Origin of the sequence: Streptomyces sp. NPDC049597, assembly GCF_040675505.1 — a bacterium.
Taxonomy (GTDB): Bacteria; Actinomycetota; Actinomycetes; order Streptomycetales; family Streptomycetaceae; genus Streptomyces.
Genome location: NZ_JBFAOY010000028.1, coordinates 1 through 25,225, shown reverse-complemented (window position 1 = coordinate 25,225; position 25,225 = coordinate 1). Strand labels below are relative to the sequence as shown.

Here is a 25,225-nt window from a genome sequence, read left to right as displayed (position 1 = left end):
ATGACCGGCTTCACGGTCGCGCTCCTGGTGGTCGTCGCCGTCGCGGGTCTCCTGCGGTGGCGGCGCCCCGCCTGGTACTGGCTGACCTTCGGCGTCACCCTCGCCACGCTGCGCGTCTTGGTCCGCTACAGCTCGGTCATGGACGCCTGCGGGCTAACCGTCCCGCCGCCTCGCTGGCGGCTCGCCATCGCCCGGATGGCCAACCGCCCAGCTCCCCAGCCGCGCGCACCGCGCATCCTGAGGCTCCGCCCGACCCGGACCGGACTGGTCTTAGGGCTGGGACTGCGGCCTGGCCAGGACGCCTTCGACGTGGCCGCCTCGTGTGACCGGCTGCGGCACTCGTTCGCGATGTACGGCGTCACCTCGCGTGAGATCCGCTCGGGTGTGGTCGAGCTGCGGATGACCGGCTACGACGTCCTGGCTCGGGTGCAGATGCCCGCCAAGGTCGAACGTGTGCCGATGCGGATCCCGGTCGCACTGTGCGAGGACGGTGCTGTGCACTACCGCGATTACCGCACCACCCCCCACGCCCTGACTGTCGGGGCCACGAAGTCCGGCAAGTCTGTGTATCAGCGCAACTTGGTCGCCGAACTCGCCGCGCAGGACGTGGCCTTGGTCGGCATCGACTGCAAACAGGGTGTGGAGCTGTTCCCGCTGGCACGGCGGTTCTCCGCGCTGGCCGACAACCCCGACGCCGCCGCCGAACTCCTCGACGCGCTCGTCACGCACATGGAGGGCGTCTACCAACTGATTCGCGCTGAACAGCGCATCACCGCACACGTGCCGGATGCGGAGATCGCGGCCGACATCTGGGACCTGCCCGACCACCTGCGCCCGACCCCGATCGTGCTGCTCGTCGACGAGGTCGCCGAACTCGCCCTGTTCGCCACTAAGGACGAGGAGAAGCGCCGGGACCGCATTATCACCGCGCTCGCCCGGCTCGCCCAGCTCGGCCGCGCCGCCGGCATCTACCTGGAGATCTGCGGGCAGCGCTTCGGCTCCGAACTCGGCAAGGGCATCACCATGCTCCGCGCCCAGCTCACCGCCCGCACCGCCCACCGCGTCAACGACGAAACCTCCGCCAACATGGCCTTCGGCGACATCGCCCCCGACGCCGTCCTGGCCGCCATCTCCATCCCGACCGATACCCCCGGCCTCGCCGTCACCGGCGACTCGTCCGGCGGCTGGGCCCGCATCCGCACCCCGCACACCTCGATGCGCCAGGCCGTCAACGCCTGCAACCGGCACGCCCACCGCACCCCGGAACTGCCCGGCCTCGCCGCCTTCCGGCCCGAACTGCCGCCCACGGTCTCCCTCGTCAAGATCCCGGCCCCCACCGAGGCACCCGCCTCCGCCTGACCTGCCCCGCATCTCGGTCGGCGCGACCGCCTCGCGCCAGCTCCCTACCCCCGCCATGCCCAAAACGCCCTGCAAAGGAGGTGAAGACATGACCCGCTCGCTCCGCATCGACGCCGTCCTCGTGCAAGCCGTGATCGCCGGGGCCCTGTCCTTCGCCCACCTGCACGACCTCGCCGCCGCTGCCGGACAGACCGGATGGAAGGCATGGGCCTACCCGGTCAGTGTCGACCTGCTCCTGGTCGCCGCCTGGCGACGGCTCCGCTCGGACGGCCCGTCCCGGCTCGCCTGGTGCTGGTTCCTGATCGCGCTGGTCGCCTCGCTCGGCGCGAACGTCGCCACCGCCGGATTCCTCGACCTGGCGCATCCGCCCGCCTGGCTGCGCTTCGGCATCGCTGGTTGGCCCGCGCTCGCCTTCCTCGGCGGCACCCTCCTCGCCCACTCACCAGCTGCGACCGACCAGGGCCACGAGCCGGAGCCCGAGCCGGTCGAGGTGGTGCCGGCCGAACCGGAGGTCGCACCCGAGCCGGAGCCTGCCCCGGCTCTACCGGCAGCGCCTGAGCCCGCTCTCGCCCCGGCTCCGCCGGTCCCGGCCGCGCTCGTCGACCACGCCCGCAAGGTCGCCGACGACCACCAGGCCCGTACCGGCTCACCGATCGACGTCGACACACTGCGCGCCCGACTTGGCGTTCCGGCCCCGATGGCCGACGCCATCGCCGCTCAACTCGCGTGACCTCGAAGGGAGCAACACCTGTGATCCGTGACCCGGCCGACTTGACCGCCGCCGACTACCTCGACAGCGCCCGCGAGATGACTGCCGCTGACAGGCCCTACCTCGCTCACCTGCTCGCCGAGGAAGCCGCCCAGCTCACCACCGACGCGGCCACCGCCGCCGGAATCCGCGCCACCTACCCCGACCCAACGACCACCCGAACGGAGACCAACTGACATGCCCGCCCGCGACCAGTTCCACTCCGTCATGCGGATCGGCCCCGTGCAGATCGGCACGCACCGCGACCGGCACGGCCGCACCAAGCACGCCGCCGTCTGCACCGCCGACCGCTGCGGCTGGTCCGCCGACTTCTCCAGCTCCTCCGCCGCTCAGCTCGCCGCCCGCACCCACCGCTGCCGCATCACCGACTGATCGGGAGATCACCGCCATGGACGTTCCGCTCTGGCTCGCTCTGATCGTCGTCGGTGCCCTCGGCATCAGCCTCATCCGCCCGCCCTGGTGGCTCGTCGCTGTGCTGCTCCTCGGCGGCTACCTCCTCGCGGACAGCCTGCTGGCGCCCGTCATCGACACCGCCGTCAAGTAGCGCACCACCGAAGGGAGAACCACTGATGCTCCGCCCGAAGATCCCCACCATGCCGACTCCGACCGGCGTCGTCACCCCGCCCGTCGTCGAGCCGACCGCGATCGTCCAGCACACCCCTGCCCCAGCCCCCGTCGCCCCGGCAGCACCGGTCCGGCCCACGGTCCGGCTCACGCCCGGCACCGCGCTCGCCTTCGTCGGTGGCGGCACCGCCGTCGTCCTGGTCGTCGGCGCGGTTCTGGTCTCGATGCTCTTGGCGGTCGCAATTACCGCGGCCTCGGTCGCCGTGTGCGCGCTCGTCGTCCGCTCGCTGATCGCATCCGAGCGCAAGCGCCGCTGACCGGCCCCCGGGGCGGTCTCAACCGCCAAGTCTTGCCCGCCCCGGGAGCCGTGTCCCTGCCCGAACCAAACGATCCGGAAGGAACACCCATCATGGCCCAGCCCACCACCCACGCCGTGCGGGTCTGCTCGAACTGCGACGGCTTCCCCACGGTCCGCGTCACCCTCGGCGGCCGCGACCGGCACGGGAACCTGCGCACCATCACCGTCCACTGCCCGGCCTGCCACGGCACCGGCACCCGCCCCGCCCGCCAGCCGATCCCCGCCCGCATCGAGGTGGCCGCATGACCCACACCGCCACCGCGGCGGGCCTGGACCCGGCCACCCTGGACGATGTTCTCCGGGTGGCCGGGTCCCCCGGCTTCGACCGCTGGAAAGACCAGGTGCACCGCACCGGCGGCTGCTCCGACCCCATCCACCTCACCGGCTGGACCCTCGCCAAAGACCGCACCACCGGCGAGACCCTGCGCCGCTACTCCACCGACACCGAGCCAGACGGACGGCTCCGCGTCGCCTGCGGCAACCGCCGCGCCTCCCGCTGCCCCACCTGCGCCTACACCTACGCCGGAGACACCTACCACCTCATCCGGGCGGGCCTGGCCGGGGACGAATCCAGGGACATCCCCGCAACCGTCCGCGATCACCCGCGCGTCTTCGCGACCCTCACCGCCCCCTCGTTCGGCCCGGTCCATAACCGGCCCGACCGTGGCGTCTGCCGCTGCGGCACCCGCCACCCAGAGGACGATCCTGCTCTCGGCACCGCCCTCGACCCGGCGACGTACGACTACGCCGGAGCCGTCTTGTTCAACAACCATGCCGGGGAGCTCTGGCAGCGCTTCACCACCCGCCTGCGCCGGGAGATCGCCGCCCGCGCCGGACTCACCCAGCGCGAGCTGAAAGACGTGCTGCGGGTCTCGTACGGCAAGGTCGCCGAGTTCCAGAAGCGCGGAGCGATCCACTTCCACGCCGTGATCCGCCTCGACGGACCCGACGGCCCCGACACGGCCCCGCCGTCCTGGGCCACCGTGCAGCTGCTCGACGACTCCATCCGCGCGGCGGTCGCCCACTCCTACACCTCGATCACCGTCCCGGCCGCCGGGGACCAGCCCTGCCGGCCTTTCCGCTGGGGCACCCAGCTCGACATCCGACCCGTCAAAGCCTTCGACGACGGCTCCGACATCACCGAACAGGCCGTCGCCGCCTACGTGGCCAAGTACGCCACCAAGGCAGCCGAGTCGACCGGCAGCCTCGACCGCCGCATCGGCAACCGGGAAGTCCTCGACCTCCTGGACGTCCCCGACCACCCCCGCCGCCTCATCGAGGCCTGCCTCGACCTCGCGCCCCTCTACCCCGACCGCAAGCTCGGGGCCTGGGCGCACATGCTCGGCTTCCGCGGCCACTTCTCCACCAAGTCCCGCCGCTACTCCACCACCCTCGGCGCACTGCGCCAGATCCGCGCCGACTACCGCGCCGCCCAGGAACACGACGCCCTCGGCGACCCGGACACCGTCCTGGTCCTCGCCTCCTGGGAGTACGCCGGGCATGGCCACACCCCTGGTGAGTCCGCCCTCGCCGCCTCGATCGCCCGAGACATCCAACTCAACCGCGAGACCGCCCGCGAAGCCCTCGCAGCCCTGGAAGGAGACCGGTCGTGAGTGACCTCCTGCTGACCGTTGAGCAAGCCGCCGAACGCCTCGGCACCACCGCCCGTTTCCCTCGGCGGCTCATCGCCGAACGGCGGATCGCCTTCGTCAAGGTCGGCCGCCATGTGCGGATCTCGGAAAGCGCGCTGGACGCCTACATCGACGGCAACACCGTCCAGCCCATCCGCCGTCGCCGCGCTCGGTACGGGAGGGCTGCTTGATGGCGAGGAACAAGAAGAACAAGCGGCGCTTTGGTCGCATCCGGAAGCTGCCTTCTGGCCGCTATCAGGCTCGGTACCTCGGCCCCGATGGCGTCGACCGCCCGGCGCCGCACACCTTCGAGACTGCACGGGATGCTGACGACTGGCTGGCTGAGCAGCAGACCGAGATCCGGCGCGGTGACTGGGCGGACCCCGATGCCGGGGCGGTCAACTTCAAGGACTATGCGCTGCGGTGGGTCAAAGAGCGTCGTCTCTCGCCCACGACGGACGAGCTGTATCGGCGGCTGCTCCGACTGCACATCCTGCCTGCCTTCGAGGACCTGGACCTGGACGAGATCACCCCGCCCCGCGTCCGCTCCTGGCGTTCGGAACGCCTCGACACCACCGGGGCGGAAACCACGGTCGCCAAGGCGTACCGGCTACTGAAAGCCATCATGGAGACCGCCGCCGATGACGAGCTGATCCGCCGCAACCCCTGCCGTATCAGGGGCGCGGGCAAGGAGACCGCCGAGGAGCGTCCGACCGCCACTGTCGCCCAGGTCGACGCGCTCGCCGACGCCCTCGGGCCTCGCTGGCGGCTGATGGTCTACATCGCCGCCTACGGCCCGGCCCGGCCGGAGGAACAGGCCGCGATGCGCCGTCGTGATGTCGACCTGGAGAACGTCGGCATCTGGGTGCGGACCGCCGAGCCCGAACTCACCACCGGTCGGCGGGCACCGGGCGACACAAAGTCCGACGCGGGCAAGCGGTTCCTCGTCCTGCCGGCCTTTCTGGAGAAGGACCTCAAGCGGCACCTCGCCTGGTACGCGGAGAAGCAGCCGGACGGACTGCTGTTCGTGGGGGAGCGCGGCAAGCCGTTTCGGCGCTCCACCTTCGGGCGGAAGTGGCGTAAGGCTCGTGCGGCGGTCGGGCTGCCGGAGAACTTCCGCTTCTACGACCTTCGTCACACCGGTCACACCCTCTCGACGCAGTCGGGTGCCACGCTCAAGGACACGATGGTCCGAGCCGGGCAGTCCTCCGAGCGGGCCGCGCTGATCTATCAGCACTCGAACCTTGAGCGTCAGCGGGAGGTGGCCGACGGGATCGACGCCCGTGTCCGCGCCGAGCGTGAGAAGGCCGACAGCGTGCCCGATGATCAGGGATCGGGCACGGAACGGGCACGCGAAGCTTGATCCGGTCTAGACAACAAAGAAGCCCCGGGCCGCTGGCCTGGGGCTTTCTCGTGGAGCGGGTGACGGGAATCGAACCCGCGCTCTGAGCTTGGGAAGCTCATGTTCTACCATTAAACTACACCCGCGTAGCGCACCGGTGATCGGTGCCGCATCGTCGCACACTCTACCCCATCGCTCGCCCCCCGGTGTATGACGCCGCGGGGTGTTCGTGTTTCCGGGAGGGCGGATGCGGGTGCGTGGTGCGGGAGTTGAGGCGTAACCTCGGGGCGCGGAGTGCCGCCCGGGGCGGGTCCGGATCATCCCTTAATGTGGGCCTTCGTCCGTATTCGTTGGGGAAGGGGCCCGATGGACCTGATGGAGCGCACCGTCGTCCGCTGTGCCGAGGGGCACGTGTTCACCACCGCTTCGTTTCCTATGCAGCAGCTCGGTCCCGACCGGCTCGGGCCGGGGCGGCTGATCCGGTGTCCTCGGTGCGCGCGGCTGCGGCATGCCGTGCCCGTCGTGGAGCAGAGCAAGCGGTAGCCGAGGCGGCGGCCGGGCGCGCGGGCCGGTGTCCGATTGGGGGCCGCCCGCGCGCTCTGCGTATCCTCGGGGCGTGCTTCTCTCAGACAAGGACATCCGGGCCGAGATCGACGCCGGGCGCGTGCGCATCGATCCGTACGACGAATCCATGGTGCAGCCCTCGAGCATCGACGTGCGGCTGGACCGCTACTTCCGGGTGTTCGAGAATCACCGTTACCCCCACATCGACCCCGCCGTCGAGCAGGCCGATCTGACGCGGCTCGTCGAGCCGGAGGGCGACGAGGCGTTCATCCTGCACCCGGGCGAGTTCGTGCTCGCCTCGACCTACGAGGTCATCTCGCTGCCGGACGACATCGCGTCGAGACTGGAGGGGAAGAGCTCCCTCGGGCGGCTCGGCCTGGTGACGCACTCCACTGCCGGCTTCATCGACCCCGGGTTCTCCGGGCACGTGACCCTGGAGCTGTCGAACCTCGCCACGCTGCCGATCAAGCTCTGGCCGGGCATGAAGATCGGGCAGCTCTGCATGTTCCGGCTCAGCTCCCCCGCAGAGGAGCCGTACGGGAGCGAGCGGTACGGATCCCGGTACCAGGGCCAGCGGGGCCCGACGGCCTCCCGGTCCTTCCTCAATTTCCATCGGACGCAGGTGTGAGGGCCGGAACGAACATGAGTGACGTACGGGAGAACCTGACGTACGAGCGGTTCGGCGGCGCGATCCGTGAGCTCGCGCAGACCATCGCCGACGACGGCTACGAGCCCGACATCGTGCTCTCCATCGCGCGCGGCGGCGTCTTCGTCGCCGGCGGTCTCGCCTACGCGCTGGACTGCAAGAACATCCACCTGGTCAACGTGGAGTTCTACACCGGCGTGGGGACGACGCTGGAGATGCCGGTCATGCTGGCGCCGGTGCCCAACGCCATCGACTTCTCCGACAAGAAGGTCCTGATCGCCGACGACGTTGCCGACACGGGCAAGACGCTCAAGCTCGTCCACGACTTCTGCGTCGACCACGTCGCCGAGGTCCGCAGCGCCGTGATCTACGAGAAGTCGCACTCGCTCGTGAAGTGCGAGTACGTCTGGAAGCGCACCGACGACTGGATCAACTTCCCCTGGTCTGTGTTGCCTCCATGCCGTAAGTCCGGCGCACCGATCTCTCCGTCGCGCGAAGCTCTATAAGAACACATCTGACCTGCTGTTCCGCCGGGCCTGTTGCGCGAGGCGCTCGCCACTCGCCTCATGCGTCGATGCGCGCGGTGTCGTCGATCGAGCCCCCCATGGCACCGTCGTGGCCCTGACCCCAGGCGGGGTCAGGGCCACGAGCCATGAAGCGACGACATGCCCTGGCGGGGCAGTGCCTTCGAGGTGATCAGTCGCGTGGCTGTGGGCGTCGGCGTGAAGTGGCCGGGGCTTGGTCGCGCAGGATCACGTTCATGTCCTGGCCGGCGGCAGTGCCGGGCTGGGGATAACGCTCAGGCCTTCCGGACCCGCCAGTTCTGACAGCCTGTCGGTCTTGCCGTTGAACCTGCAGAAGGTGGCGGTGGAGGGCTCGTAGGTGTCGTCGCCGGCGAAGGTGGCGGTGTAGCAGGTCTCGTTGGCCCGGCTGCGCGGGACCTTGCAGGTGGCCTTGCCCTTGCTGTCGGTGGTGTCGGTGCACAGCGAGACGGAGTCGGTGGTGAAGTCGATGGGCTTGCCTGCCAGGGGCCAGCCCTCGGCGGTCAGCTTGGCCTTCAGAGTGAGGCCGTCCCTGCCCCCGGCGCCCAGGGCGTCCACGACGTCCTTCCCCTTCCCCTTCCCCTTCCCCTTCCCCTTCTTCTCCAGCCTCAGCGTCAGCTTGGTCGGGGTCCGGTCCGCATCGATGGTCCCGATCGCCACTCCATTGGGGCCGTCGCCGACGGTGACGGTGTCGATGACGGCGTTGGTGGCCGTGGCGATCACCGACACGCTGTCAGCGAGGCTGTTGGTGACGTAGGCGCGGGAGCCGTCCGGCGTGACCGCCACATCCAGGGGGAAGTCGCCGACGGTGACGGTGTCGATGACGGTGTTGGTGGCTGTGTCGATCACGGACACGTTGTCCGAGAGGGCGTTGGTGACGTAGGCGCGGGAGCCGTCCGGCGTGACCGCCACCCTCGCGGGGCCGTCGCCGACGGTGACGGTGTCGATGACGGTATTGGTGGTCGTGGCGATCACCGACACGGTGTCATCGAAGCTGTTGGTGACGTAGACGCGGGAGCCGTCCGGCGTGACCGCCACACCCCCAGGGAAGTCGCCGACGGTGACGGTGTCGATGACGGTGTTGGTGGCTGTGTCGATCACGGACACGTTGTCCGAGAGGCTGTTGACGACGTAGACGCGGGAGCCGTCCGGCGTGACCGCCACCCCGTTGGGGAAGTCACCGACGGTGACGGTGTCGATGACGGTGTTGGTGGCTGTGTCGATCACGGACACGTTGTCCGAGAGGCCGTTGGCGACGTAGACGCGGGAGCCGTCCGGCGTGACCGCCACACCCGTGGGGTTGTCGCCGACGGTGACGGTGTCGATGACGGTGTTGGTGGCTGTGTCGATCACGGACACGTTGTCCGAGCCGGCGTTGGCGACGTAGACGCGGGAGCCGTCCGGCGTGACCGCCAACAGCGTGGGGTTGTCGCCGACGGTGACGGTGGCGGTGACGGTGTTGGTGGCTGTGTCGATCACCGACACTGTGTCCGCGTTGGTGTTGGCGACGTAGGCGAAGGTTCCGGTCTGCGCGGCGGCGGGCGTGGCTACGGCGAGCGGGACGGCCAGGCCGGCCAGGACCGCCAGTCCCGTCACCCAGGCCCGCAACAGCACCCACCACGAACCTCTGCCCCTGCGACTTCGCCCCTTGCGTCCCCGCCCCGGCGCCCCCGAGACTGCAATACCCGACATGAAGACCTCCTGTAGTGCACGCCACCGACGTGCTTCCCGTGCTCCGAAATGAGGGCGGCGACCGATGCCCTGTCAGGGACGTCAGGGGTCGCCGCGGCGCTGTTCGCCGCAGCTCACGCTAAGTGTCCGATCAATTACATGCTGCTCAAAACGCAGGAGAGAGGGCTATACGGGCGAGCCGAGCGGTACGGCGCGGACATGCGGCAAGGGACGCCGCTCTGTTAGCGAAGCCGCCACAGACGGAGGAAGAGGAGACGGGGGTCGAGCCCCAGGCCGCCTGGAGTGTCCTTGCCCGCTCGTTGCAGTCCGCGACGAGGGGATGCGGCCCGAACGGGACCATGCGCCGCCGTACGTCCTGGACGGCTTCGATCGCGCGGGAGGAAGGCAGGGCGCGTGCCGCCTCCTACGTGAGGGCGGTGGATCGGCTTTGGCCGGTGTCCTGCCTGGTTTGGGGTCGTGCATGATCAGGGGGCCGTACGCTTGCCGGCTACTCGGGCAGGTTTGTCCCCTGCCCGCAATGTGTCCGAGTGGCCCCCTGGTCTTGCTCGACGCGGGTCCCGGATCGGGGAGGTGGGTAAAGCCGTGGAGCCGTCCGTCCCCACCCCCGGCCTGGTTCTTTCGCCCCCTTGTGGGCGCGGGCGGGCGACGACGTGCGGCCCCGGTGGCGTAGACATTGAGGGGCAAGCGCGGCGGCGTCCGGCCGGCGCCGCCGCGCCTTGGCGCGGCACCTCTGATCTCTGCATCAGACTGCTACCGCAGTTCAGGAGGTCGGGAATGCAGACGCTCGATGCGTCCAATGTGGTGTTCTTCCGAGCGACCGTCTCTTCCCCCGGGCCCGGTGCGCTGGCGTCTTGAGGTCTGCTGGGGGCGACTCGGGCGTATGGCGAGCATGGGACAGAGCCGGTCCAGTGTGGCTTGGCTACGTGTGGCGGCTGGACCGGCGGGACCTGTGCTCGATGACCGGCCCTCAGCAGCGAGCGCAGCGAGCCTTGATGACGTAGGGAAACTCTGTCCGCGCAACTCAGCTGGTGCGGCTGAGCGTGTTCAGGTGGTCAAGGTACTCGCGGCCAGCTGCTTCGCTGGCGTAATCGCGGTTGACGATCCCGGCCAGTTCTCGACTGACCATGAGGAGCGACGGCAAGGACTGCCGATCACCTTTGAGTGCCCACGTTCCGTAGGTCACGGCTTGGTCCAGATCGCCCTGCCGAGCGGCTACTACCCCGAGTGTGATCCGAGCCTCGGCCATCCTCATCGGTGCGCGTTCGGTTCCGTCAAAGTCTGTCCCCGCACGAATCACCTCGTGAGCTAGGTTCTCCGCGAAGCGGTCCTCTCCGAGGAGTCGGTAGCAGTCCATCGCATAGAAATCGAACTTCGCCGGGTCCACCACGAAGTGGTGATCAAGGTTTTCGGGGTACGGCATTCCTTCGAGCAGCTTGCGGCCGCGATCGAGTGCAACCTCAGTCTGCCGACGATCACCAAGTCGGGCCCATCCCTTGGCTTCCTGGGCTGCAAGCTGGACGGCCACCCCATGGTTTGGCGCGGCGTCCGTTCCTGCCTGTGAGGCAGCAAGGATGCCGCGGTAGTCGCCAGTGGTCAGGGCGAACCATGCACGCATCTCGTGAGCCCAACCGGCGATCTCCGAGTTACCCGCCTCGTTGGCGAGCGACAGAGCGGCGCGGCGCGTGCTCTCAGCGGCTCCTCGGTCGCCCATGTCGTACTCGACACAGCCGATCAGGAGGGCCAGCCATCCTGAGAGCGTGAGCACCTCCCGGTGCTGGGCAAGAGTGAGTCGCTGAGCCTGGAGGCCGGCCACACGCTTGAGCCATTGGCGTCCCTCCATCGCAAGCTGGCCGCTCGGCAGGTGCGGGTACTCAGAGCACAGCCGATCGGTGGTGATCCGCAGAGCGTCCAGAGTGGCGCTGTCGACGTCGGACGCCTGCAAGCGGCTGATGATGTCGAGCGTTTCCATGCCGCTGGCCGCGATGATCTCGGCGTTTCCGTCTCGTCGGCTGGCGACGGGGAAGATCGCATGGGTCACAGTGCCGAAGGTTGCGGCAATGATCGGCTGGTAGAACTCGCTCGGCGTGACTTCACCGGACTCCCAGCGCTTCCACTGCCGCACCATGCTCGCGCCCTCAGGCAGCCGCTTCGGTGCGTGTGCTCGTAGGGCAGCCACGGCCTCAGCTTGTGACCACTGCCGCGTCTCTCGCTCCGCCGCGATACGTCGCGCCCATGCCGGACGGTCGTCGCTCATGTGCCCTCCCATCGGGGTGCCTGCTTCGAGTCTGGCATCCCGCAAGCCGGTGACACGGGGGTGACAGGGGGTTGGCACCAAGGCTGTCCCCCAGTGACACCACGCCTGTCACTAGTTGCACGGTCACGGAGCGCGCATGGTGGATCACCAGTCAGGCGCTGCCCTTCTGACCGGCTCGCTTCTCCAACTCGGCCACTCGGGCGGCAAGTTCTCGGATCTCGGAGTGGATTGCGTTGATCTCGTCCCGCTTAACATGCCCGGTCGCTTCGTCAGCGCTTGTCGGAGGCGTCTGCACGAAGTACCCCCGTGTCGGCACGGACGTGATCAACCCTTCGTCCATGAGGATCTGGAGCGCGTTGCCGATGGTGACCGTCGTGACCTCGAACCTGTCAGCGAGATTGCGAAGTGATGCAAGGCGATGCCCTGCCGGGAGTCGGGCGTCTGCGATCTCGGTGCGCAGTGCGTCGGCGATCTGCACTTTCTTGGGCCGCGGATCGTGGGCAGCAACGGTCATGAACCGAGGGTATCGAGCACCAAGAACTAGCGCACTCTATCGCGCACTACCTCTTGTGCTCTAGTCTGCTATATAGCAGCATGCCTCATGACGCTCCAGTCATGAGAAGCCGAGAGGGCGACGCCCAACCGCCAAGTAGTTCGCCGCCCTCCCAATCCCCTGAAAGGGAGTTCCATCATGCGCAGGATCCCCGTGAAGACCGAAGCCATGACGGTGATGTTGATCCAGGCTCCGGAGCCGAAGGTCAAGAACCGGGAGACCGGTGAGGTCGCGATCGACAAGCAGTCCGGCAAGGTTCAGTTCAACGTGAACGTGGCCGTGGTCGTGGATGGCCGGCCGGACGCGGTGACCGTCGTGGTGACCGAGGACGGTGTGCAGCCGGACCTGGTCCCCGGTATGCCGGTGGCTCTGCCTGGTCTGGTGGCCACTCCGTGGGAGAACGACTTCGGGCACGGCATCAGCTTCAAGGCAACCGCGGTGATGGCCGCGCAGGTTCCGGCGGCTGCGAACGGCAAGGGCTGATCGCCGTGACGGAACTGCTTCTGTGCATAGGCGCGTTAGTGGTCTTCGCGCTGATCGTTCGGGTCAAGGCTCCGGCCGTGTACTGGGTGCTGTTCGGTCTTCCGGCCGCGCTCTACCGGGTGCTGTCGTCCTACCGTCCGACGATGGAGGCGTGTGAGCTGACGGTGGCTCCGCCGTGGTGGAAGGTCTTCGCCCGAAAGCTGTCCGCCGGTGAGCAGCAGGCCCGCCCCGGTGTTCCGAAGCTGCGCGGGATACGCCCGACCCGCACCGGTCTGGTGCTGCGCCTGCGGCTGGCTGCGGGCCTGGCCCCGGACGATGTGGTCAAGTCGGCCGAGCGGCTGCGGCACGCGTGGGGTGTGTACTCGGTGCACGTCTTCGAGATCAAGCCGGGTGTGGTCGATCTGCGGATGACCGGCTTCGACATCCTTGCCCACGTGCGGATGCCGCGCCGTCTGGCTGCGGGACCGCTGTCCGCGACGGTTGCTCTGCGGGAGGACGGCCGGCCGTACGTGCGCGACTATCAGGAGATCCCGCACGGCCTGACGCTGGGTGCGAACAAGTCGGGCAAGTCGATGCATCAACGCTGCCTAATCAAGGCTCTCGCGCCGCAGAGTGTCGCGCTGGTCGGCATCGACTGCAAACGCGGCGTGGAGCAGGGCCCCTTCGCCCCGCGGCTGTCGGCCCTGGCCATCACCCCTGATCAGGCCGAAGGGCTGCTGGACGCGCTGGTCGAGGAGATGGAAGACCGCTTCGACTTGCTGTGCCTGCACCAGGGCATCGCCCCGGGCACCCCGCTCGAGGACATCACCTCCGACATCTGGGGCCTGCCGAAGAAGCTGCGCCCGGTCCCGATCGTGGTCCTGATCGATGAGATCGCCGAATTGTTCCTGATCGCCTCCAAGGCAGACACGGCCCGCCGGGACCACATGGTCACGCAGCTGGTGCGCCTCGCTCAGCTGGCCCGCGCGGTCGGCATCTACCTGGAGGTGTGCGGGCAGCGCTTCGGCTCCGAGCTCGGCAAGGGCGCCACCGCGCTGCGTGCTCAGCTCACCGGGCGTGTGGTGCATCGCTGCAACGACAAGCAGACCGCCGAAATGGGCCTGGCCGACGTCAACGAACTCGCCGTCACGGCTGCGACCAGCATCGCCCCGGAGCGGGCCGGTACCGCGATCGTCGGTGACTCCTCCGGCAACTGGACGCGCATCCGCACACCGAAGACGTCCCTGGGTGAAGTCGCTGCGGTGTGCCGCGAGTTCGCGCACCTGACGCCGGACATCCCGACCCTGGCCCCGTTCCGCCCGGCCACCGGCATCCCGGCATCAGCCACTCCTGCGGCACAGGCCGTCGCCTCGGGCACCCCGTAGCCTCATCGCTCCATCCGGTCGGCGTGACCATCTCGCGCCAGGTCCCTACCCCGCCATGCCCGAAAGGAGTAGCCCCGTGACGGCACCGAAGCGCACCGCCCGCCGCCCGGCCACCAGCAAGCCAAAGCCCAAGCCCAAGCCGTGTCCGGACTGCGCGACCGGTCAGGTCTCCGAGTCCTTCCAGGTCGGCGGCCGGTGCAAACGGGAAAGCAGTGACCGGCCGGAAGCCCTGTGCCTGACCTGCTTCGGCACCGGCCAGACCCCGACCGAGTGATTCCGCCGGGTGCCGGGCGGCAGGACGTATGAGCCCCGCCCGGCCCTGGCCCCAACACCCCGAGGAGGTGAAGACCCGTGAGCCGCAAGATCCGCCTGGATGCCGTGCTGGTGCAAGCCGTGATCGCCGGTGCTCTGTCCTTCGCCCACCTGCACGACATCGCCGTCGCCGCAGGCCAGGACGGCTGGAAAGCCTGGGCCTACCCGGTCTCCGTGGATCTGCTGCTGGTCGCCGCCTGGCGACGCCTGCGCATCCTCCGGGATGCCGGTGAGCCCGCGCGTGCGGCGTGGACCTGGTTCACGGTTGCGCTCGCTGCCTCGCTCGGCGCGAATGTCGCCACCGCGGGCCTGCTTGACCTGAACAACGTTCCTGCCTGGCTGCGGATCCTGGTGGCCGGCTGGCCCGCACTCGCGTTCCTCGGCGGCACCCTGCTCGTCCATACCCCCGCCCACCAGGCCACCGACGCGAGTCCCGCCCCGGGCCCGCTTCCCGAACCGGCTGCGGACATCGCGCTCACCCGTGACACACCCGCCGCGGTCCCGGCCTCCGATCCCGAGCCTGAGATCGATCCAGTTCGCGCGCTTCCGCCCGCCGCCCCGGTACCGGCCGCGCTCCTCGCGCACGCCCGGAAGATCGCCGATGCGCACCGGGCCTCGACCGGTACCGCGATCGATCCCGACACCCTGCGTGCCCGTCTGGGTGTGCCCGGCCCGATGGCCGATGCCCTCGCCCTCCAGCTCACCGGAAAGGACTGACCGGCTGTGAACGTCGAGCTTCCGCTGATCTTCCTCGTGGCCATCTTCGGCTACTTCGGGATCAAGCACCTGCGTCCGCCGACCTGGCTGATCGTCGTGCTCCTCCTCAGCGGCTTCCTCCTCGCCGACACGTTCCTGGCCCCGGCGATCGAGTCCGGCACCAAGGCCGGTGTCGACGTCGTCAACGGCACCACCAAGTGACCTGACCGGAAGGGAGAACCACCGTGATACGCCCCGATGCACAGCTCCGAAGCGGACATGTTCCGTCCGACCTGATCCCCCCGGGCACCGACCCTCGGTCCGTGGTCATCGTCCACACCACGCCCCGCTCATGGACGGGCCCGGTGGTCTTGATCCTCGTGGCCACGGTCGGCCTCTGCGGCCTGGTCTACATCACCACCGTCGCCGTGCTGTCCCTGGTCCAGGTCGCCGCCACCACAGCAGCAGCCATCAAAGCCGCGGTTCCCACGCTGATCGGCGGAGGCGGACTGATCACCCTCGCAGTCAAGGTCCCCAAGAAGCCCAGCAAATGACCGGCCCTCCGGGCGGACTCTACCGCCAAGTATCCGCCGCCCGGACGGACCGACCCCTACCCGATCTCACAACCGGAGGGACTCCATCATGACCCACCCCAAGCGCCCCGCTGATCGGATCTGCCCGAACTGCGACGGCTTCCCGTCCGTCGCCGTGACCCTCGGTGGCCGCGACCGCTCCGGACACCTGCGCACCATCACCGCGCACTGCCCGGCCTGCCACGGCACCGGCACCGCACCCCGCTGGCTCGTCACCACGCGCGTCTCGACGGCGGGGCGGTGAGGGCATGAACGAGATCGAAGGGAATGCACTCGGCGACCAAGAGGTACTGCTCTCAGCTCTGGCCCGCTTCGCCCAGACGCACCCGGCCCTGCCCGGCGGCTACATCAGCACCAGCAGCTTCACCCCCACCGAGGCTCACGTTCTCCTCGACACGGCCAGCGCCTTGGAAGCCTGGCGTGAAGCCCTTCATGTGGACACCACCGAGGTCGCTCGCAGCGCGCTGAATCAACGCACCAGGCTGGAGTTCGTCACGCGGCTTGGACGCTCGACGGTCGTTATCTACGCGGTGTTCTCCCTCGCCACCGAGGGGGCGGCTGTATGAGTACCCCCGAGGTTTTGGCGCTGACGCTGTGGCAGCCCTGGGCGAGTGCGATCGCCTACGGCACCAAGCGGATCGAGAACCGCACCTGGCCGACCGATCATCGGGGCCTGGTCCTCATCCACGCCGGACGCACCACCGACCCGAACGCGAAAGACGCACCGCTGGCCCGTCCGTTCCTGCGCCGCCCCTTCCCCCGGGGCGCAATCGTCGCCGTCGCCCGCCTGGAGGACTGCCACACCGACGACGGCTGGTGCACACTCTGGTCCGCCCGGGGCCGCTACCACTGGCGACTCACCGACGTGACACCGCTCGCCGCGCCGCTGCCGTGGCCCGGCGCCCGTGGCCTGTGGACCCCGCCGCCCGGACTGCTCACCTCCCCGCGCCTCGCCGATGCGATGGAGGCGGCCCATGGCTGACACGCTCGACCCGACCACCCTGGGCGACCTGCTCAGGGTGGCCTCGGCCCCCGACTTCGACCGCTGGCAAGACCAGATCAAAAAGACCGGCGGATGCGCCCAACCCATCCACCTCACCGGCTGGACCCTCACCCGCGACAAGAACACCGGCCAGGTCCTGCACACCTACTCCACCGAAGACGAACCCGGCGGCCGGCTACGGATCGCCTGCGGCAACCGCCGTGCTTCGCGCTGCCAGCCCTGCGCCTACCTCTACGCGGGAGACGCCTACCGCCTCGTCCGCGCGGGCCTTTCCGGCGACGACGCCATGAACATCCCGGCCTCTGTACGGGAGCGCCCCCGGGTCTTCGCCACCCTGACCGCCCCGTCGTTCGGGCCGGTCCACAACATCCCCGATGCCGGGCGCTGCCGCTGCGGTGCTCGCCACCGAGAGGACGATCCCGCCCTCGGCACGGCCCTCGATCCCGCGACGTACGACTACGCCGGCGCGGTCCTGTTCAACAACCACGCAGGCGAGTTGTGGCACCGGTTCATCAACCGGCTCCGCCGCGAACTCGCCGCAGCTGCCGGACTCACGCAGAAGGCGTTCAAGGAATCGGCCCGGCTGTCGTTCAACAAGGTCGCGGAGTTCCAAAAGCGAGGTGCGATCCACTTCCACGCCGTCATCCGCATTGACGGACCCGACGGGCCCGACAGCACGCCCCCGGCCTGGGCCACCCTCGACCTGCTCACCGAGGCGATCCACGAGGCTCGCAAGCACCCGTACACCACGGTGACCGTGCCCGCCGCCGACGGGCAGCCCGCACGCACCCTGGGCTGGGGCAAGAAACTCGACGTCCGGCCCATCACGGCGTTCGACTCGGACGACATCACAGAGCAGAAGGTCGCGGCCTACGTCGCCAAGTACGCCACCAAAGCAGCCGAGACCACCGGCACACTCGACCGCCGGATCGGCGAACTCGCCGAACTCGACCAACACCGCATGCCCGACCACGCACGCCGGCTCATCCGCGCCTGCTGGGACCTCGACCCGCTCTACCCGGCCCGCAAGCTCTGGGCCTGGGCGCACATGCTCGGCTTCCGCGGCCACTTCCTCACCAAGTCCCGCCGCTACTCCTCCACCTTCACCGAGCGACGACAGGTCCGCGCCGACTACCGCGCAGCCGAACAACGCCGAACCCTCGGCCTGCCCGAGCCCGACACCACACTCGTCCTCGCCGACTGGCGCTACGCCGGCCACGGCCACACCCCCGGCGAATCCGCCCTCGCCGCGTCCATCGCCGAAGACATCCGCATCAACCGAGAAACCGCCCGGGAGGAATGGGCAGGAGGTGCCACCGATGAGCAGGAGCGCTGAGCGGCCGAAGGCTCACAAGGGTGCGCCGAAGCGTGAGGTCATGAGTACCGAGGAGTGGATGCGGATGCACCTCCGCCGGGCTCCTGAGAGGGATCAGGAGTGGGTGCGGCGCGTGCTCATCTTGCACGGGAAGGCGTGACCGTCATCGCCAGACAGGTTCGATCAGCCTGGGGTCGAACTTGCGGGCGCCTCGTCCGGCGGGGTAGATCATCACGGCTGAGAGGCTGTGGAGTACGACCTCCTGCTGGCGCTCGATTGGGAGATCAAGGAACTCGGCCAACGAGAGGTCGGCGGCTGCCTTCTGGGCTTCTGCTTGCTTCTGCTGCTTGTAGAAGCGGGCCCGTTCCAACCTGAGTTCGTCGCGCTCCCTCTCCTTCGCGGGGAGCAGCTGTAGCAGGGTGGACACGGTGATCTGCTTGGTCTTCTCGGCTTCCAGAAGCTGGCTGATGTCAGCCACGACCGATTCCAGCTCGGCCTCCCGCGGCCACTGCTGCTCGACGGGCACCCCTCGTGCGGCCGCCTTCTCCCGCTGCTCCTCCAGCACCAGTTCCGCGATCAGTTTGTCGACGGGCTCACCCACGCGCCCGACCTTGCCGCACCCGCCATTGACCACCGAGCACTGATACGTGTACCTGGCTGCCTTTGAGCCTGGCTTCCATCGCTGGTTGACCTGTCCCCGAATCTTGGTCTTGCAGAGTCCGCACCGGGCGATGCCTGACAGCAGGTACTTGCGGGCCAGGAGCTTTCCCGGACGCTGTTGTTGCTTGCGCTCCGCAATGGCCGCACACACCGCCTCCCACTCTGCGACGGTGTTGATCGGCTCCCATTCACCCTTGACTGGCTCACCGTCGTCCCCGGTCAGGATCTCGCCGTGGTACGTGCGATACCCGACCAGCCGAGGGTTGGTCAGGATGTGCTCGACGTGGTGGTGTGCCATGCGCTTGGTGCCGGCACGCGGGTTGCCGAGTCCCTGTTCCCACCAACGGGCACGGATCGTGCCGATGCGGACCCCGGCGAGGATCTCTTGTTGGGCTTCGCGGATCGCTCGCGCGGCCTCGGGGTCGACCTTCGTCCGATCGTCCTTGCGCCATCCGTACGGTGCCGGGCCGCCGCTGTCCTTGCCCTGCTGGGCCAGCTCCAGGTGCTTGCGCTTGATCCGGCGGGACGCGTCATGCGACGACTTGTTGGCGAATGCGACCATGATGCGGGCCATGGTCCGGCCGTCCGGCGTTCCCAGGTTCACGTCGTTGGTGACCGTCGCGAACTCCAGCTTGGGGCGCTCGTCGAAGATCTCGATCAGCCGTTCCAGGTCGCGCGGCTGTCGGGCAAGGCGGTCCAGGTCGTAAGCGACGATGCCGTCGATGAGGCCGGCGCTCAGGTCCTTCAGCATCAGCTCGAACTCGTCACGGACGACGTTTCGCTTGAACGCTGAGACGTCGTTGTCTTCGTAGGTCTTCACTGCCTGCCAAGACCGAAGATCAGCCAGACGCTCGCAATCCTGCTGCTGTCGGGCCACGCCCAGGGCATCGCCCTCATCGTCCCGAGAGATTCGGGTGTAGATCCCCACTTTGCGCGCCACGATGAACGGACCTCCCCCTGCGTCTCAAAGCAGGGCAAGGCTACTACTGTCATACAGTCAAGTCAGCGTGGAGCGTGGAGAAGCCCGTCGTGCGCCGGTCCGGGCAGGTTCTCGACGCGTAGGGACGCCTAGGGAGCGCAGGGACGCGCAGGAGAGCGCGCGGGACTCCGCGGCGACATGGAAAGGCCCCCGCAGGCGGGGGCCTTTCCTCTGCCCGGATCAGATCGTGCCGAGCTTGATGATCGACAGCAGCGCGATCAGCTGGATCGCCGACGCGCCCAGGGCCTTCGGCCACGGCAGGTCGTGGGACTTGCTGACCATCGACGTGAACAGCGCCCCGGCCGCCAGCCACGTCAGCCAGCCCAGCACCTGCACCAGGGAGTTCTCGCCGCCCAGGAAGAGGGCGAAGACCAGGCGCGGCGCGTCCGTGATGGACATGATCAGCATGGAGAGGCCGACCGTCGGCTGCCACGCGCCGTCGCCGCCGAACTGGCGGGCCAGCGTATGGGTCACGGCGCCGAGGATCAGTCCACTGATCACGAACGTGACGCCCGTGCTCAGCACGTACGGGATCGCGGTGGAGATCGTCGCGTTGATCACCTCCTCGCGCGGCTCGTCGAAGCCGAAGATCGCGAGCAGGCCGTAGAGGAAGGTGACGACGAGCGCGGGGCCCCACACCGGGTAGTCCCGCATCTGCAGGAAGGTCGGGCCGGGGCGCATCACGATGCCGCTCAGCAACTGCTTCCAGTGCAGTCGCGGACCGGCGGGTGCGGCCGGGGCCGCGCCGGCGCGGTAGGTGGCGCCGTCGCCGTACACGTCGTCGTCGTGGACGCTGAACGCCTGCGTGTGGCCCGGGTTGTTGGCCGCGTACGGGTCGTGCGCGGGCGGGGCCTGGTGGTACGGGTCGCCGAAGTACTCCGGCTCGTCGTACCCGCCCTGGCGGCGCTGCTGCTGCTGATACTGCTGGGGCCCGCCGCTCGTCCGGGGCCACTGCGGGGCCTGCTGCCCGTAGGGAGGCGCGGTACGGCCGCCGCCCGGGTAGGGCGGCGCCTGGGGCGCCTGCTGTTGTTGCGGCGTGCGGTTGTCCCGGCCGCGTCCGATCCTGAATCCAGCCACGTAATCGAACGTACCCGGTCCGCGCATGGCGGGTGACGGCGGACCGGGAACCGGGGGCCTTTGCGGCCGAGCTGTGACATCCCCTAGGGGTGCCCCGAGGGGGACCGGCCCCGTGTGACTTCGCCGAGGTCAGAAGTGGTGGGTGGGGCTCCGGGAGACATGACAGAAGCGGCCGGTCCTGCCCCCGAGGCAGGTCCGGCCGCTCGCTGTTCCTACTGGAGGACGGCTACTTCACCGGCTCCGGTTCCGACGTGTTCTCGGCCTCGGCCTCGCCCGCCGGGTCGACGGGCGTCCTGACCGAGTCGAGGAGCAGTTGCGCCACGTCCACGACCTGCAGCGATTCCTTGGCCTGGCCGTCGTTCTTCTTGCCGTTGACGGAGTCGGTGAGCATGACCAGGCAGAACGGGCAGGCGGTGGAGACGATGTCCGGGTTGAGGGACAGGGCCTCGTCGACGCGCTCGGTGTTGATGCGCTTGCCGATGCGCTCCTCCATCCACATCCGGGCGCCGCCGGCGCCGCAGCAGAAGCCGCGTTCCTTGTGGCGGTGCATCTCCTGCTGGCGCAGGCCGGGGACCTTGTCCATGATCTCGCGCGGGGGCGTGTAGACCTTGTTGTGGCGGCCCAGGTAGCAGGGGTCGTGGTAGGTGATCAGGCCCTCGACCGGGGTGACCGGGATCAGCTTGCCCTCGTCGATGAGGTGCTGGAGCAGCTGGGTGTGGTGGATGACCTCGAACTCGCCGCCCAGCTGGGGGTACTCGTTCGCGATCGTGTTGAAGCAGTGGGGGCAGGTCGCGACGATCTTCTTCGCGGACTTCGGCTTCTTCGTCGACTCGTCCTCGTCGTCCTCGCCGAAGGCCATGTTGAGCATGGCGACGTTCTCCTGGCCGAGCTGCTGGAACAGCGGCTCGTTGCCCAGGCGGCGGGGGGAGTCGCCGGTGCACTTCTCCTCGCCGCCCATGATCGCGAACTTGACGCCCGCCATGTGCAGCAGCTCAGCGAAGGCCTTGGTGGTCTTCTTGGCCCGGTCCTCCAGGGCGCCGGCGCAGCCGACCCAGTAGAGGTAGTCGACCTCGGTGAGGTCCTCGACGTCCTTGCCGACGATCGGGACCTCGAAGTCGACCTCCTTGGTCCATTCCACGCGCTGCTTCTTGGCCAGGCCCCAGGGGTTGCCCTTCTTCTCCAGGTTCTTGAGCATCGTGCCCGCCTCGGACGGGAACGCGGACTCGATCATGACCTGGTAGCGGCGCATGTCGACGATGTGGTCGATGTGCTCGATGTCGACCGGGCACTGCTCGACGCAGGCGCCGCAGGTGGTGCAGGACCACAGCACGTCCGGGTCGATGACGCCGTTCTCCTCGACGGTGCCGATCAGCGGCCGCTCGGCCTCCGCCAGCGCGGCGGCGGGCACGTCCTTCAGCTGCTCCTCGGATGCCTTCTCCTCGCCCTCCATGGTCTTGCCGCCGCCGGCCAGCAGGTAGGGGGCCTTGGCGTGCGCGTGGTCGCGCAGCGACATGATCAGCAGCTTCGGGGAGAGCGGCTTGCCGGTGTTCCAGGCGGGGCACTGCGACTGGCAGCGGCCGCACTCGGTGCAGGTGGAGAAGTCGAGGATGCCCTTCCAGGAGAACTGCTCGACCTGGGAGACGCCGTAGACGTCGTCCTCGCCCGGGTCCTCGAAGTCGATCGGCTTGCCGCCCGACGTCATCGGCTGCAGCGCGCCCAGGGCGCTCTCGCCGGTGGCGTTGCGCTTGAACCAGATGTTCGGGAAGCCGAGGAAGCGGTGCCAGGCCACACCCATGTTGGTGTTGAGCGCCACCGTGATGGCCCAGATGAAGGAGATGCTGATCTTCACCATCGCGGTGAAGTAGATCAGCGTCTGCAGCGTCGGCACGCTCAGGCCCTTGAAGGCCAGGACCAGCGGGTACGAGGCGAAGTACGCCGCCTCGTAGTGCTCGACGTGGTGGATCGCGCCCTCCAGGCCGCGCAGCACGTAGATCGCCAGGCCGATGGTGAGGATCACGTACTCGACGAAGTACGCCTGCCAGGCCTTGGAGCCCGCGAAGCGGGACTTGCGGCCCGCGCGGGAGGGCAGGCTCAGCAGCCGGATCGCCATCAGCACGACGATGCCGAGGATCGTCATCACGCCGATGAACTCGATGTAGAGCTCGAACGGCAGGAAGCCGCCGACGACCGGGAGCACCCAGTCCGCCTCGAAGAGCTGTCCGAACGCCTGCACCAGGGTGGGCGGCAGCGTCAGGAAGCCGACGGCCACGAACCAGTGCGCGAATCCGACGATGCCCCACCGGTTCATCCGGGTGTGGCCGAGGAACTCCCTGACCAGGGTGACCGTGCGCGCCTTGGGGTTGTCGGTGCGGCTGCCCGCGGGCACGGGCTGCCCGAGCTTGACGAACCGGTAGATCTGCGCGACCGCTCGGGAGATGAGCGCAACGCCGACCACGGTCAGGGTCAGCGACACGATGATCGCGGCGAGTTGCATTGGGGGCTCCTCGGGCCTGCGAGGGTGGGATGATCCAGCACTATTACTAAGCGGTAACTTATTCAGTCCGTGCTGAGCGTACCCACTTATTCCGCCGCACTGTAGCTGGGTGGGCGGTGATCTGTGTCGCTCAGGCAACCCTGACCGGAGGGCGCCCGGCGACCGCGGTGGGGACCGTTCTGGCCAGGATCATCAGGTCGAGTCCGAGCCAGTGCTGTTCCACATAATGCAGGTCGAGCACCGTCATTTCCTCCCAGGGCAGCTCGGATCGCCCGCTGATCTGCCACAGGCCCGTGATTCCGGGCCGTACGGCGAGGCGGGCCCGCCCCGGGCCGGTGGGGGCCGGGGCGACGGGCAGCGGGGGCGGTCCGACGAGGGACATCTCGCCGCGCACGACGTTGAGCAGCTGCGGCAGGCCGTCCAGGAACCGGCGGCGCAGCAGCCTGCCCACCAGTGTGACGTGACCGGCGTGCGTCGTGCGAAAAGTGAGCCTCTCGAAGGGGCGGCCGCCCAGGCCCGTGTGCGGTGCGCGGTGCAGGACCGGGCCCGGCGACGTCACGGCGACGGCGGCCGCGGCGACCAGCAGGACCGGGGACAGCGCCAGCAGCAGAAGGAGGCTGCCTGCGAGGTCGACGGCTCGCTTCGGGGGCATGTGTGTCCACCCTTCGTCGCGAATGATGGTTATTGACCGCTTTTTGCGACTATGACTGTCGCAGACCGGCCTCGATCCGAACGGGTGCGCCACGCGCGGGAGAGTCAGGCTGCATATAAGTGCCGGATAAAAGTTGAGTCGCCTCGACTCAGGTCTGTTGACTCATCGGGAGACGTCGGGCATCCTTGAGCCAGTTCCACTCAAGTCAGCTGGAGGAATTGAAATGGCACGTGCGGTCGGCATCGACCTGGGCACGACTAACTCCGTCGTCAGCGTTCTGGAGGGCGGCGAGCCCACCGTCATCACCAACGCCGAGGGTGCCAGGACCACGCCGTCCGTCGTCGCCTTCGCGAAGAACGGTGAGGTGCTGGTCGGCGAGGTGGCCAAGCGTCAGGCGGTCACCAACGTCGACAGGACCATCCGGTCCGTCAAGCGCCACATGGGCACGGACTGGAAGATCGAGCTCGACGGGAAGCACTTCAACCCGCAGCAGATGAGCGCGTTCATCCTGCAGAAGCTGAAGCGCGACGCCGAGTCGTACCTGGGTGAGAAGGTCACCGACGCGGTGATCACCGTCCCGGCGTACTTCAACGACTCGGAGCGCCAGGCCACCAAGGAGGCCGGCGAGATCGCGGGCCTTAACGTCCTGCGCATCGTCAACGAGCCCACCGCGGCCGCCCTGGCCTACGGCCTGGACAAGGACGACCAGACGATCCTCGTCTTCGACCTCGGTGGCGGCACCTTCGACGTCTCGCTGCTGGAGATCGGCGACGGCGTCGTCGAGGTGAAGGCCACCAACGGTGACAACCACCTCGGTGGTGACGACTGGGACCAGCGCGTCGTCGACTACCTGGTCAAGCAGTTCCAGAACGGGCACGGCGTCGACCTGTCCAAGGACAAGATGGCTCTCCAGCGTCTGCGCGAGGCCGCGGAGAAGGCGAAGATCGAGCTGTCGTCCTCGACCGAGACGACGATCAACCTGCCGTACATCACGGCGTCCGCCGAGGGCCCGCTGCACCTGGACGAGAAGCTCACCCGCGCCCAGTTCCAGCAGCTGACGGCCGACCTGCTCGAGCGCTGCAAGACCCCGTTCCACAACGTCATCAAGGACGCCGGCATCCAGCTGTCCGAGATCGACCACGTGGTCCTGGTCGGCGGCTCGACCCGTATGCCCGCCGTCGCCGAGCTCGTCAAGGAGCTCACCGGCGGCAAGGACGCCAACAAGGGTGTGAACCCGGACGAGGTCGTCGCGATCGGCGCCTCGCTCCAGGCCGGTGTCCTCAAGGGTGAGGTCAAGGACGTCCTGCTCCTCGACGTGACCCC

The 25,225-nt window shown here is 68.6% G+C and carries 31 protein-coding genes and 1 tRNA gene; 24 read left to right on the top strand and 8 right to left on the bottom strand.

The genetic code is table 11. From position 1 onward, the window contains the following. The 10 genes from AB0K02_RS26710 (at position 1) to AB0K02_RS26665 (ending at position 6,044) form a co-directional block, all read left to right on the top strand. Positions 1-1,359, top strand: coding sequence for an FtsK/SpoIIIE domain-containing protein (locus tag AB0K02_RS26710; RefSeq protein ID WP_365995067.1), 1,359 nt, complete (start codon positions 1-3; stop codon positions 1,357-1,359). 88 nt (positions 1,360-1,447) lie between these two features. Next, positions 1,448-2,089: a DUF2637 domain-containing protein gene (locus AB0K02_RS26705; RefSeq protein ID WP_365995066.1), complete on the top strand. Its 642-nt coding sequence runs from the start codon at positions 1,448-1,450 to the stop codon at positions 2,087-2,089. 20 nt (positions 2,090-2,109) lie between these two features. Beyond that, positions 2,110-2,304, top strand: a complete 195-nt coding sequence (locus AB0K02_RS26700; RefSeq protein ID WP_365995065.1) for a hypothetical protein — start codon at positions 2,110-2,112, stop codon at positions 2,302-2,304. A gap of 1 nt (position 2,305) precedes the next feature. Further along, positions 2,306-2,500 carry a mobile element transfer protein gene (locus AB0K02_RS26695; protein ID WP_365995064.1) on the top strand — a complete coding sequence of 65 codons (195 nt, stop codon included), beginning with the start codon at positions 2,306-2,308 and terminating at the stop codon, positions 2,498-2,500. A 16-nt stretch (positions 2,501-2,516) separates the two neighbouring features. After that, a complete protein-coding gene (locus tag AB0K02_RS26690; RefSeq protein WP_365995063.1) occupies positions 2,517-2,672 on the top strand; it encodes a hypothetical protein in 156 nt (51 codons plus the stop codon). A gap of 25 nt (positions 2,673-2,697) precedes the next feature. Next, positions 2,698-3,009 carry a SpdD-like protein gene (locus AB0K02_RS26685; RefSeq protein ID WP_365995062.1) on the top strand — a complete coding sequence of 104 codons (312 nt, stop codon included), beginning with the start codon at positions 2,698-2,700 and terminating at the stop codon, positions 3,007-3,009. 92 nt (positions 3,010-3,101) lie between these two features. Next, positions 3,102-3,296, top strand: coding sequence for a hypothetical protein (locus AB0K02_RS26680; protein ID WP_365995061.1), 195 nt, complete (start codon positions 3,102-3,104; stop codon positions 3,294-3,296). Further along, entirely contained in the window at positions 3,293-4,663 is a 1,371-nt protein-coding gene (gene repSA / locus AB0K02_RS26675) for a replication initiator protein RepSA (RefSeq protein WP_365995060.1), read from the top strand. The genes AB0K02_RS26680 and repSA (AB0K02_RS26675) overlap by 4 nt, the downstream gene beginning before the upstream one ends. After that, the gene (locus AB0K02_RS26670; RefSeq protein WP_365995059.1) at positions 4,660-4,872 is read left to right on the top strand and encodes a helix-turn-helix domain-containing protein; all 213 of its coding nucleotides are present in this window, start codon (positions 4,660-4,662) and stop codon (positions 4,870-4,872) included. Before repSA (AB0K02_RS26675) ends, AB0K02_RS26670 begins: the two co-directional genes overlap by 4 nt. Further along, positions 4,872-6,044: a site-specific integrase gene (locus AB0K02_RS26665; protein WP_365995057.1), complete on the top strand. Its 1,173-nt coding sequence runs from the start codon at positions 4,872-4,874 to the stop codon at positions 6,042-6,044. Before AB0K02_RS26670 ends, AB0K02_RS26665 begins: the two co-directional genes overlap by 1 nt. Before the next feature lie 51 nt (positions 6,045-6,095). On the opposite strand, the gene AB0K02_RS26660 is transcribed toward AB0K02_RS26665, so the two are convergent. Then, positions 6,096-6,169 (bottom strand) — tRNA-Gly (locus tag AB0K02_RS26660). Positions 6,170-6,389: 220 nt separating this feature from the next. Between AB0K02_RS26660 and AB0K02_RS26655 the strand changes: the two genes are divergently transcribed. From AB0K02_RS26655 to AB0K02_RS26645, 3 genes are all read left to right on the top strand, one after another. Continuing rightward, positions 6,390-6,566 (top strand): hypothetical protein, encoded by a 177-nt coding sequence (locus AB0K02_RS26655; RefSeq protein WP_365995056.1) that lies wholly within the window; start codon positions 6,390-6,392, stop codon positions 6,564-6,566. 73 nt (positions 6,567-6,639) lie between these two features. Further along, a complete protein-coding gene (dcd, locus tag AB0K02_RS26650; protein ID WP_365995055.1) occupies positions 6,640-7,215 on the top strand; it encodes a dCTP deaminase in 576 nt (191 codons plus the stop codon). Between the two features lie 14 nt (positions 7,216-7,229). Then, entirely contained in the window at positions 7,230-7,739 is a 510-nt protein-coding gene (locus AB0K02_RS26645) for a phosphoribosyltransferase (protein ID WP_365995054.1), read from the top strand. A 252-nt stretch (positions 7,740-7,991) separates the two neighbouring features. Here the strand turns inward: AB0K02_RS26645 and AB0K02_RS26640 are convergent, their stop codons facing one another. From AB0K02_RS26640 to AB0K02_RS26630, 3 genes are all read right to left on the bottom strand, one after another. Continuing rightward, complete coding sequence (locus AB0K02_RS26640) at positions 7,992-9,467, bottom strand: beta-propeller fold lactonase family protein (RefSeq protein ID WP_365995053.1); 1,476 nt, start codon at positions 9,465-9,467, stop codon at positions 7,992-7,994. A 1,021-nt stretch (positions 9,468-10,488) separates the two neighbouring features. Continuing rightward, on the bottom strand, positions 10,489-11,721 hold the full coding sequence (locus AB0K02_RS26635) for an XRE family transcriptional regulator (RefSeq protein ID WP_365995052.1): 1,233 nt from the start codon (positions 11,719-11,721) through the stop codon (positions 10,489-10,491). A gap of 151 nt (positions 11,722-11,872) precedes the next feature. Further along, a complete protein-coding gene (locus AB0K02_RS26630; protein ID WP_365995051.1) occupies positions 11,873-12,235 on the bottom strand; it encodes a winged helix-turn-helix domain-containing protein in 363 nt (120 codons plus the stop codon). A gap of 177 nt (positions 12,236-12,412) precedes the next feature. Here AB0K02_RS26630 and AB0K02_RS26625 point away from each other — a divergent pair, with 177 nt between their 5' ends. The 10 genes from AB0K02_RS26625 to repSA (AB0K02_RS26580) all read left to right on the top strand — a co-directional run bounded on the left by AB0K02_RS26625 (position 12,413) and on the right by repSA (AB0K02_RS26580) (position 18,061). Next, on the top strand, positions 12,413-12,757 hold the full coding sequence (locus tag AB0K02_RS26625; protein ID WP_365995050.1) for a hypothetical protein: 345 nt from the start codon (positions 12,413-12,415) through the stop codon (positions 12,755-12,757). A 14-nt stretch (positions 12,758-12,771) separates the two neighbouring features. Further along, complete coding sequence (locus AB0K02_RS26620) at positions 12,772-14,121, top strand: FtsK/SpoIIIE domain-containing protein (protein WP_365995127.1); 1,350 nt, start codon at positions 12,772-12,774, stop codon at positions 14,119-14,121. A 76-nt stretch (positions 14,122-14,197) separates the two neighbouring features. Then, a complete protein-coding gene (locus AB0K02_RS26615; protein WP_365995049.1) occupies positions 14,198-14,395 on the top strand; it encodes a hypothetical protein in 198 nt (65 codons plus the stop codon). A 77-nt stretch (positions 14,396-14,472) separates the two neighbouring features. Then, on the top strand, positions 14,473-15,150 hold the full coding sequence (locus AB0K02_RS26610; RefSeq protein ID WP_365995048.1) for a DUF2637 domain-containing protein: 678 nt from the start codon (positions 14,473-14,475) through the stop codon (positions 15,148-15,150). Positions 15,151-15,156: 6 nt separating this feature from the next. Further along, the gene (locus AB0K02_RS26605) at positions 15,157-15,351 is read left to right on the top strand and encodes a hypothetical protein (protein ID WP_365995047.1); all 195 of its coding nucleotides are present in this window, start codon (positions 15,157-15,159) and stop codon (positions 15,349-15,351) included. 101 nt (positions 15,352-15,452) lie between these two features. Further along, complete coding sequence (locus AB0K02_RS26600; protein ID WP_365995046.1) at positions 15,453-15,683, top strand: hypothetical protein; 231 nt, start codon at positions 15,453-15,455, stop codon at positions 15,681-15,683. A gap of 88 nt (positions 15,684-15,771) precedes the next feature. After that, positions 15,772-15,966 carry a hypothetical protein gene (locus AB0K02_RS26595; protein ID WP_365995045.1) on the top strand — a complete coding sequence of 65 codons (195 nt, stop codon included), beginning with the start codon at positions 15,772-15,774 and terminating at the stop codon, positions 15,964-15,966. A gap of 4 nt (positions 15,967-15,970) precedes the next feature. Beyond that, positions 15,971-16,288, top strand: a complete 318-nt coding sequence (locus AB0K02_RS26590; RefSeq protein ID WP_365995044.1) for a hypothetical protein — start codon at positions 15,971-15,973, stop codon at positions 16,286-16,288. After that, on the top strand, positions 16,285-16,704 hold the full coding sequence (locus tag AB0K02_RS26585) for an ASCH domain-containing protein (protein ID WP_365995043.1): 420 nt from the start codon (positions 16,285-16,287) through the stop codon (positions 16,702-16,704). The genes AB0K02_RS26590 and AB0K02_RS26585 overlap by 4 nt, the downstream gene beginning before the upstream one ends. Further along, positions 16,697-18,061 carry a replication initiator protein RepSA gene (gene repSA, locus AB0K02_RS26580; RefSeq protein WP_365995042.1) on the top strand — a complete coding sequence of 455 codons (1,365 nt, stop codon included), beginning with the start codon at positions 16,697-16,699 and terminating at the stop codon, positions 18,059-18,061. Before AB0K02_RS26585 ends, repSA (AB0K02_RS26580) begins: the two co-directional genes overlap by 8 nt. Positions 18,062-18,203: 142 nt before the next feature. On the opposite strand, the gene AB0K02_RS26575 is transcribed toward repSA (AB0K02_RS26580), so the two are convergent. The 4 genes from AB0K02_RS26575 to AB0K02_RS26560 all read right to left on the bottom strand — a co-directional run bounded on the left by AB0K02_RS26575 (position 18,204) and on the right by AB0K02_RS26560 (position 23,902). Beyond that, the gene (locus AB0K02_RS26575) at positions 18,204-19,640 is read right to left on the bottom strand and encodes a recombinase family protein (protein ID WP_365995041.1); all 1,437 of its coding nucleotides are present in this window, start codon (positions 19,638-19,640) and stop codon (positions 18,204-18,206) included. A gap of 219 nt (positions 19,641-19,859) precedes the next feature. Beyond that, positions 19,860-20,756, bottom strand: coding sequence for a Yip1 family protein (locus tag AB0K02_RS26570; protein WP_365995040.1), 897 nt, complete (start codon positions 20,754-20,756; stop codon positions 19,860-19,862). 226 nt (positions 20,757-20,982) lie between these two features. Beyond that, entirely contained in the window at positions 20,983-23,250 is a 2,268-nt protein-coding gene (locus AB0K02_RS26565; protein ID WP_365995039.1) for a (Fe-S)-binding protein, read from the bottom strand. A gap of 130 nt (positions 23,251-23,380) precedes the next feature. After that, positions 23,381-23,902 (bottom strand): sugar transferase, encoded by a 522-nt coding sequence (locus AB0K02_RS26560; RefSeq protein WP_365995038.1) that lies wholly within the window; start codon positions 23,900-23,902, stop codon positions 23,381-23,383. Between the two features lie 223 nt (positions 23,903-24,125). Here AB0K02_RS26560 and AB0K02_RS26555 point away from each other — a divergent pair. After that, the coding region (locus AB0K02_RS26555; protein ID WP_365995037.1) for an Hsp70 family protein at positions 24,126-25,225 on the top strand (1,100 nt) is incomplete at its 3' end.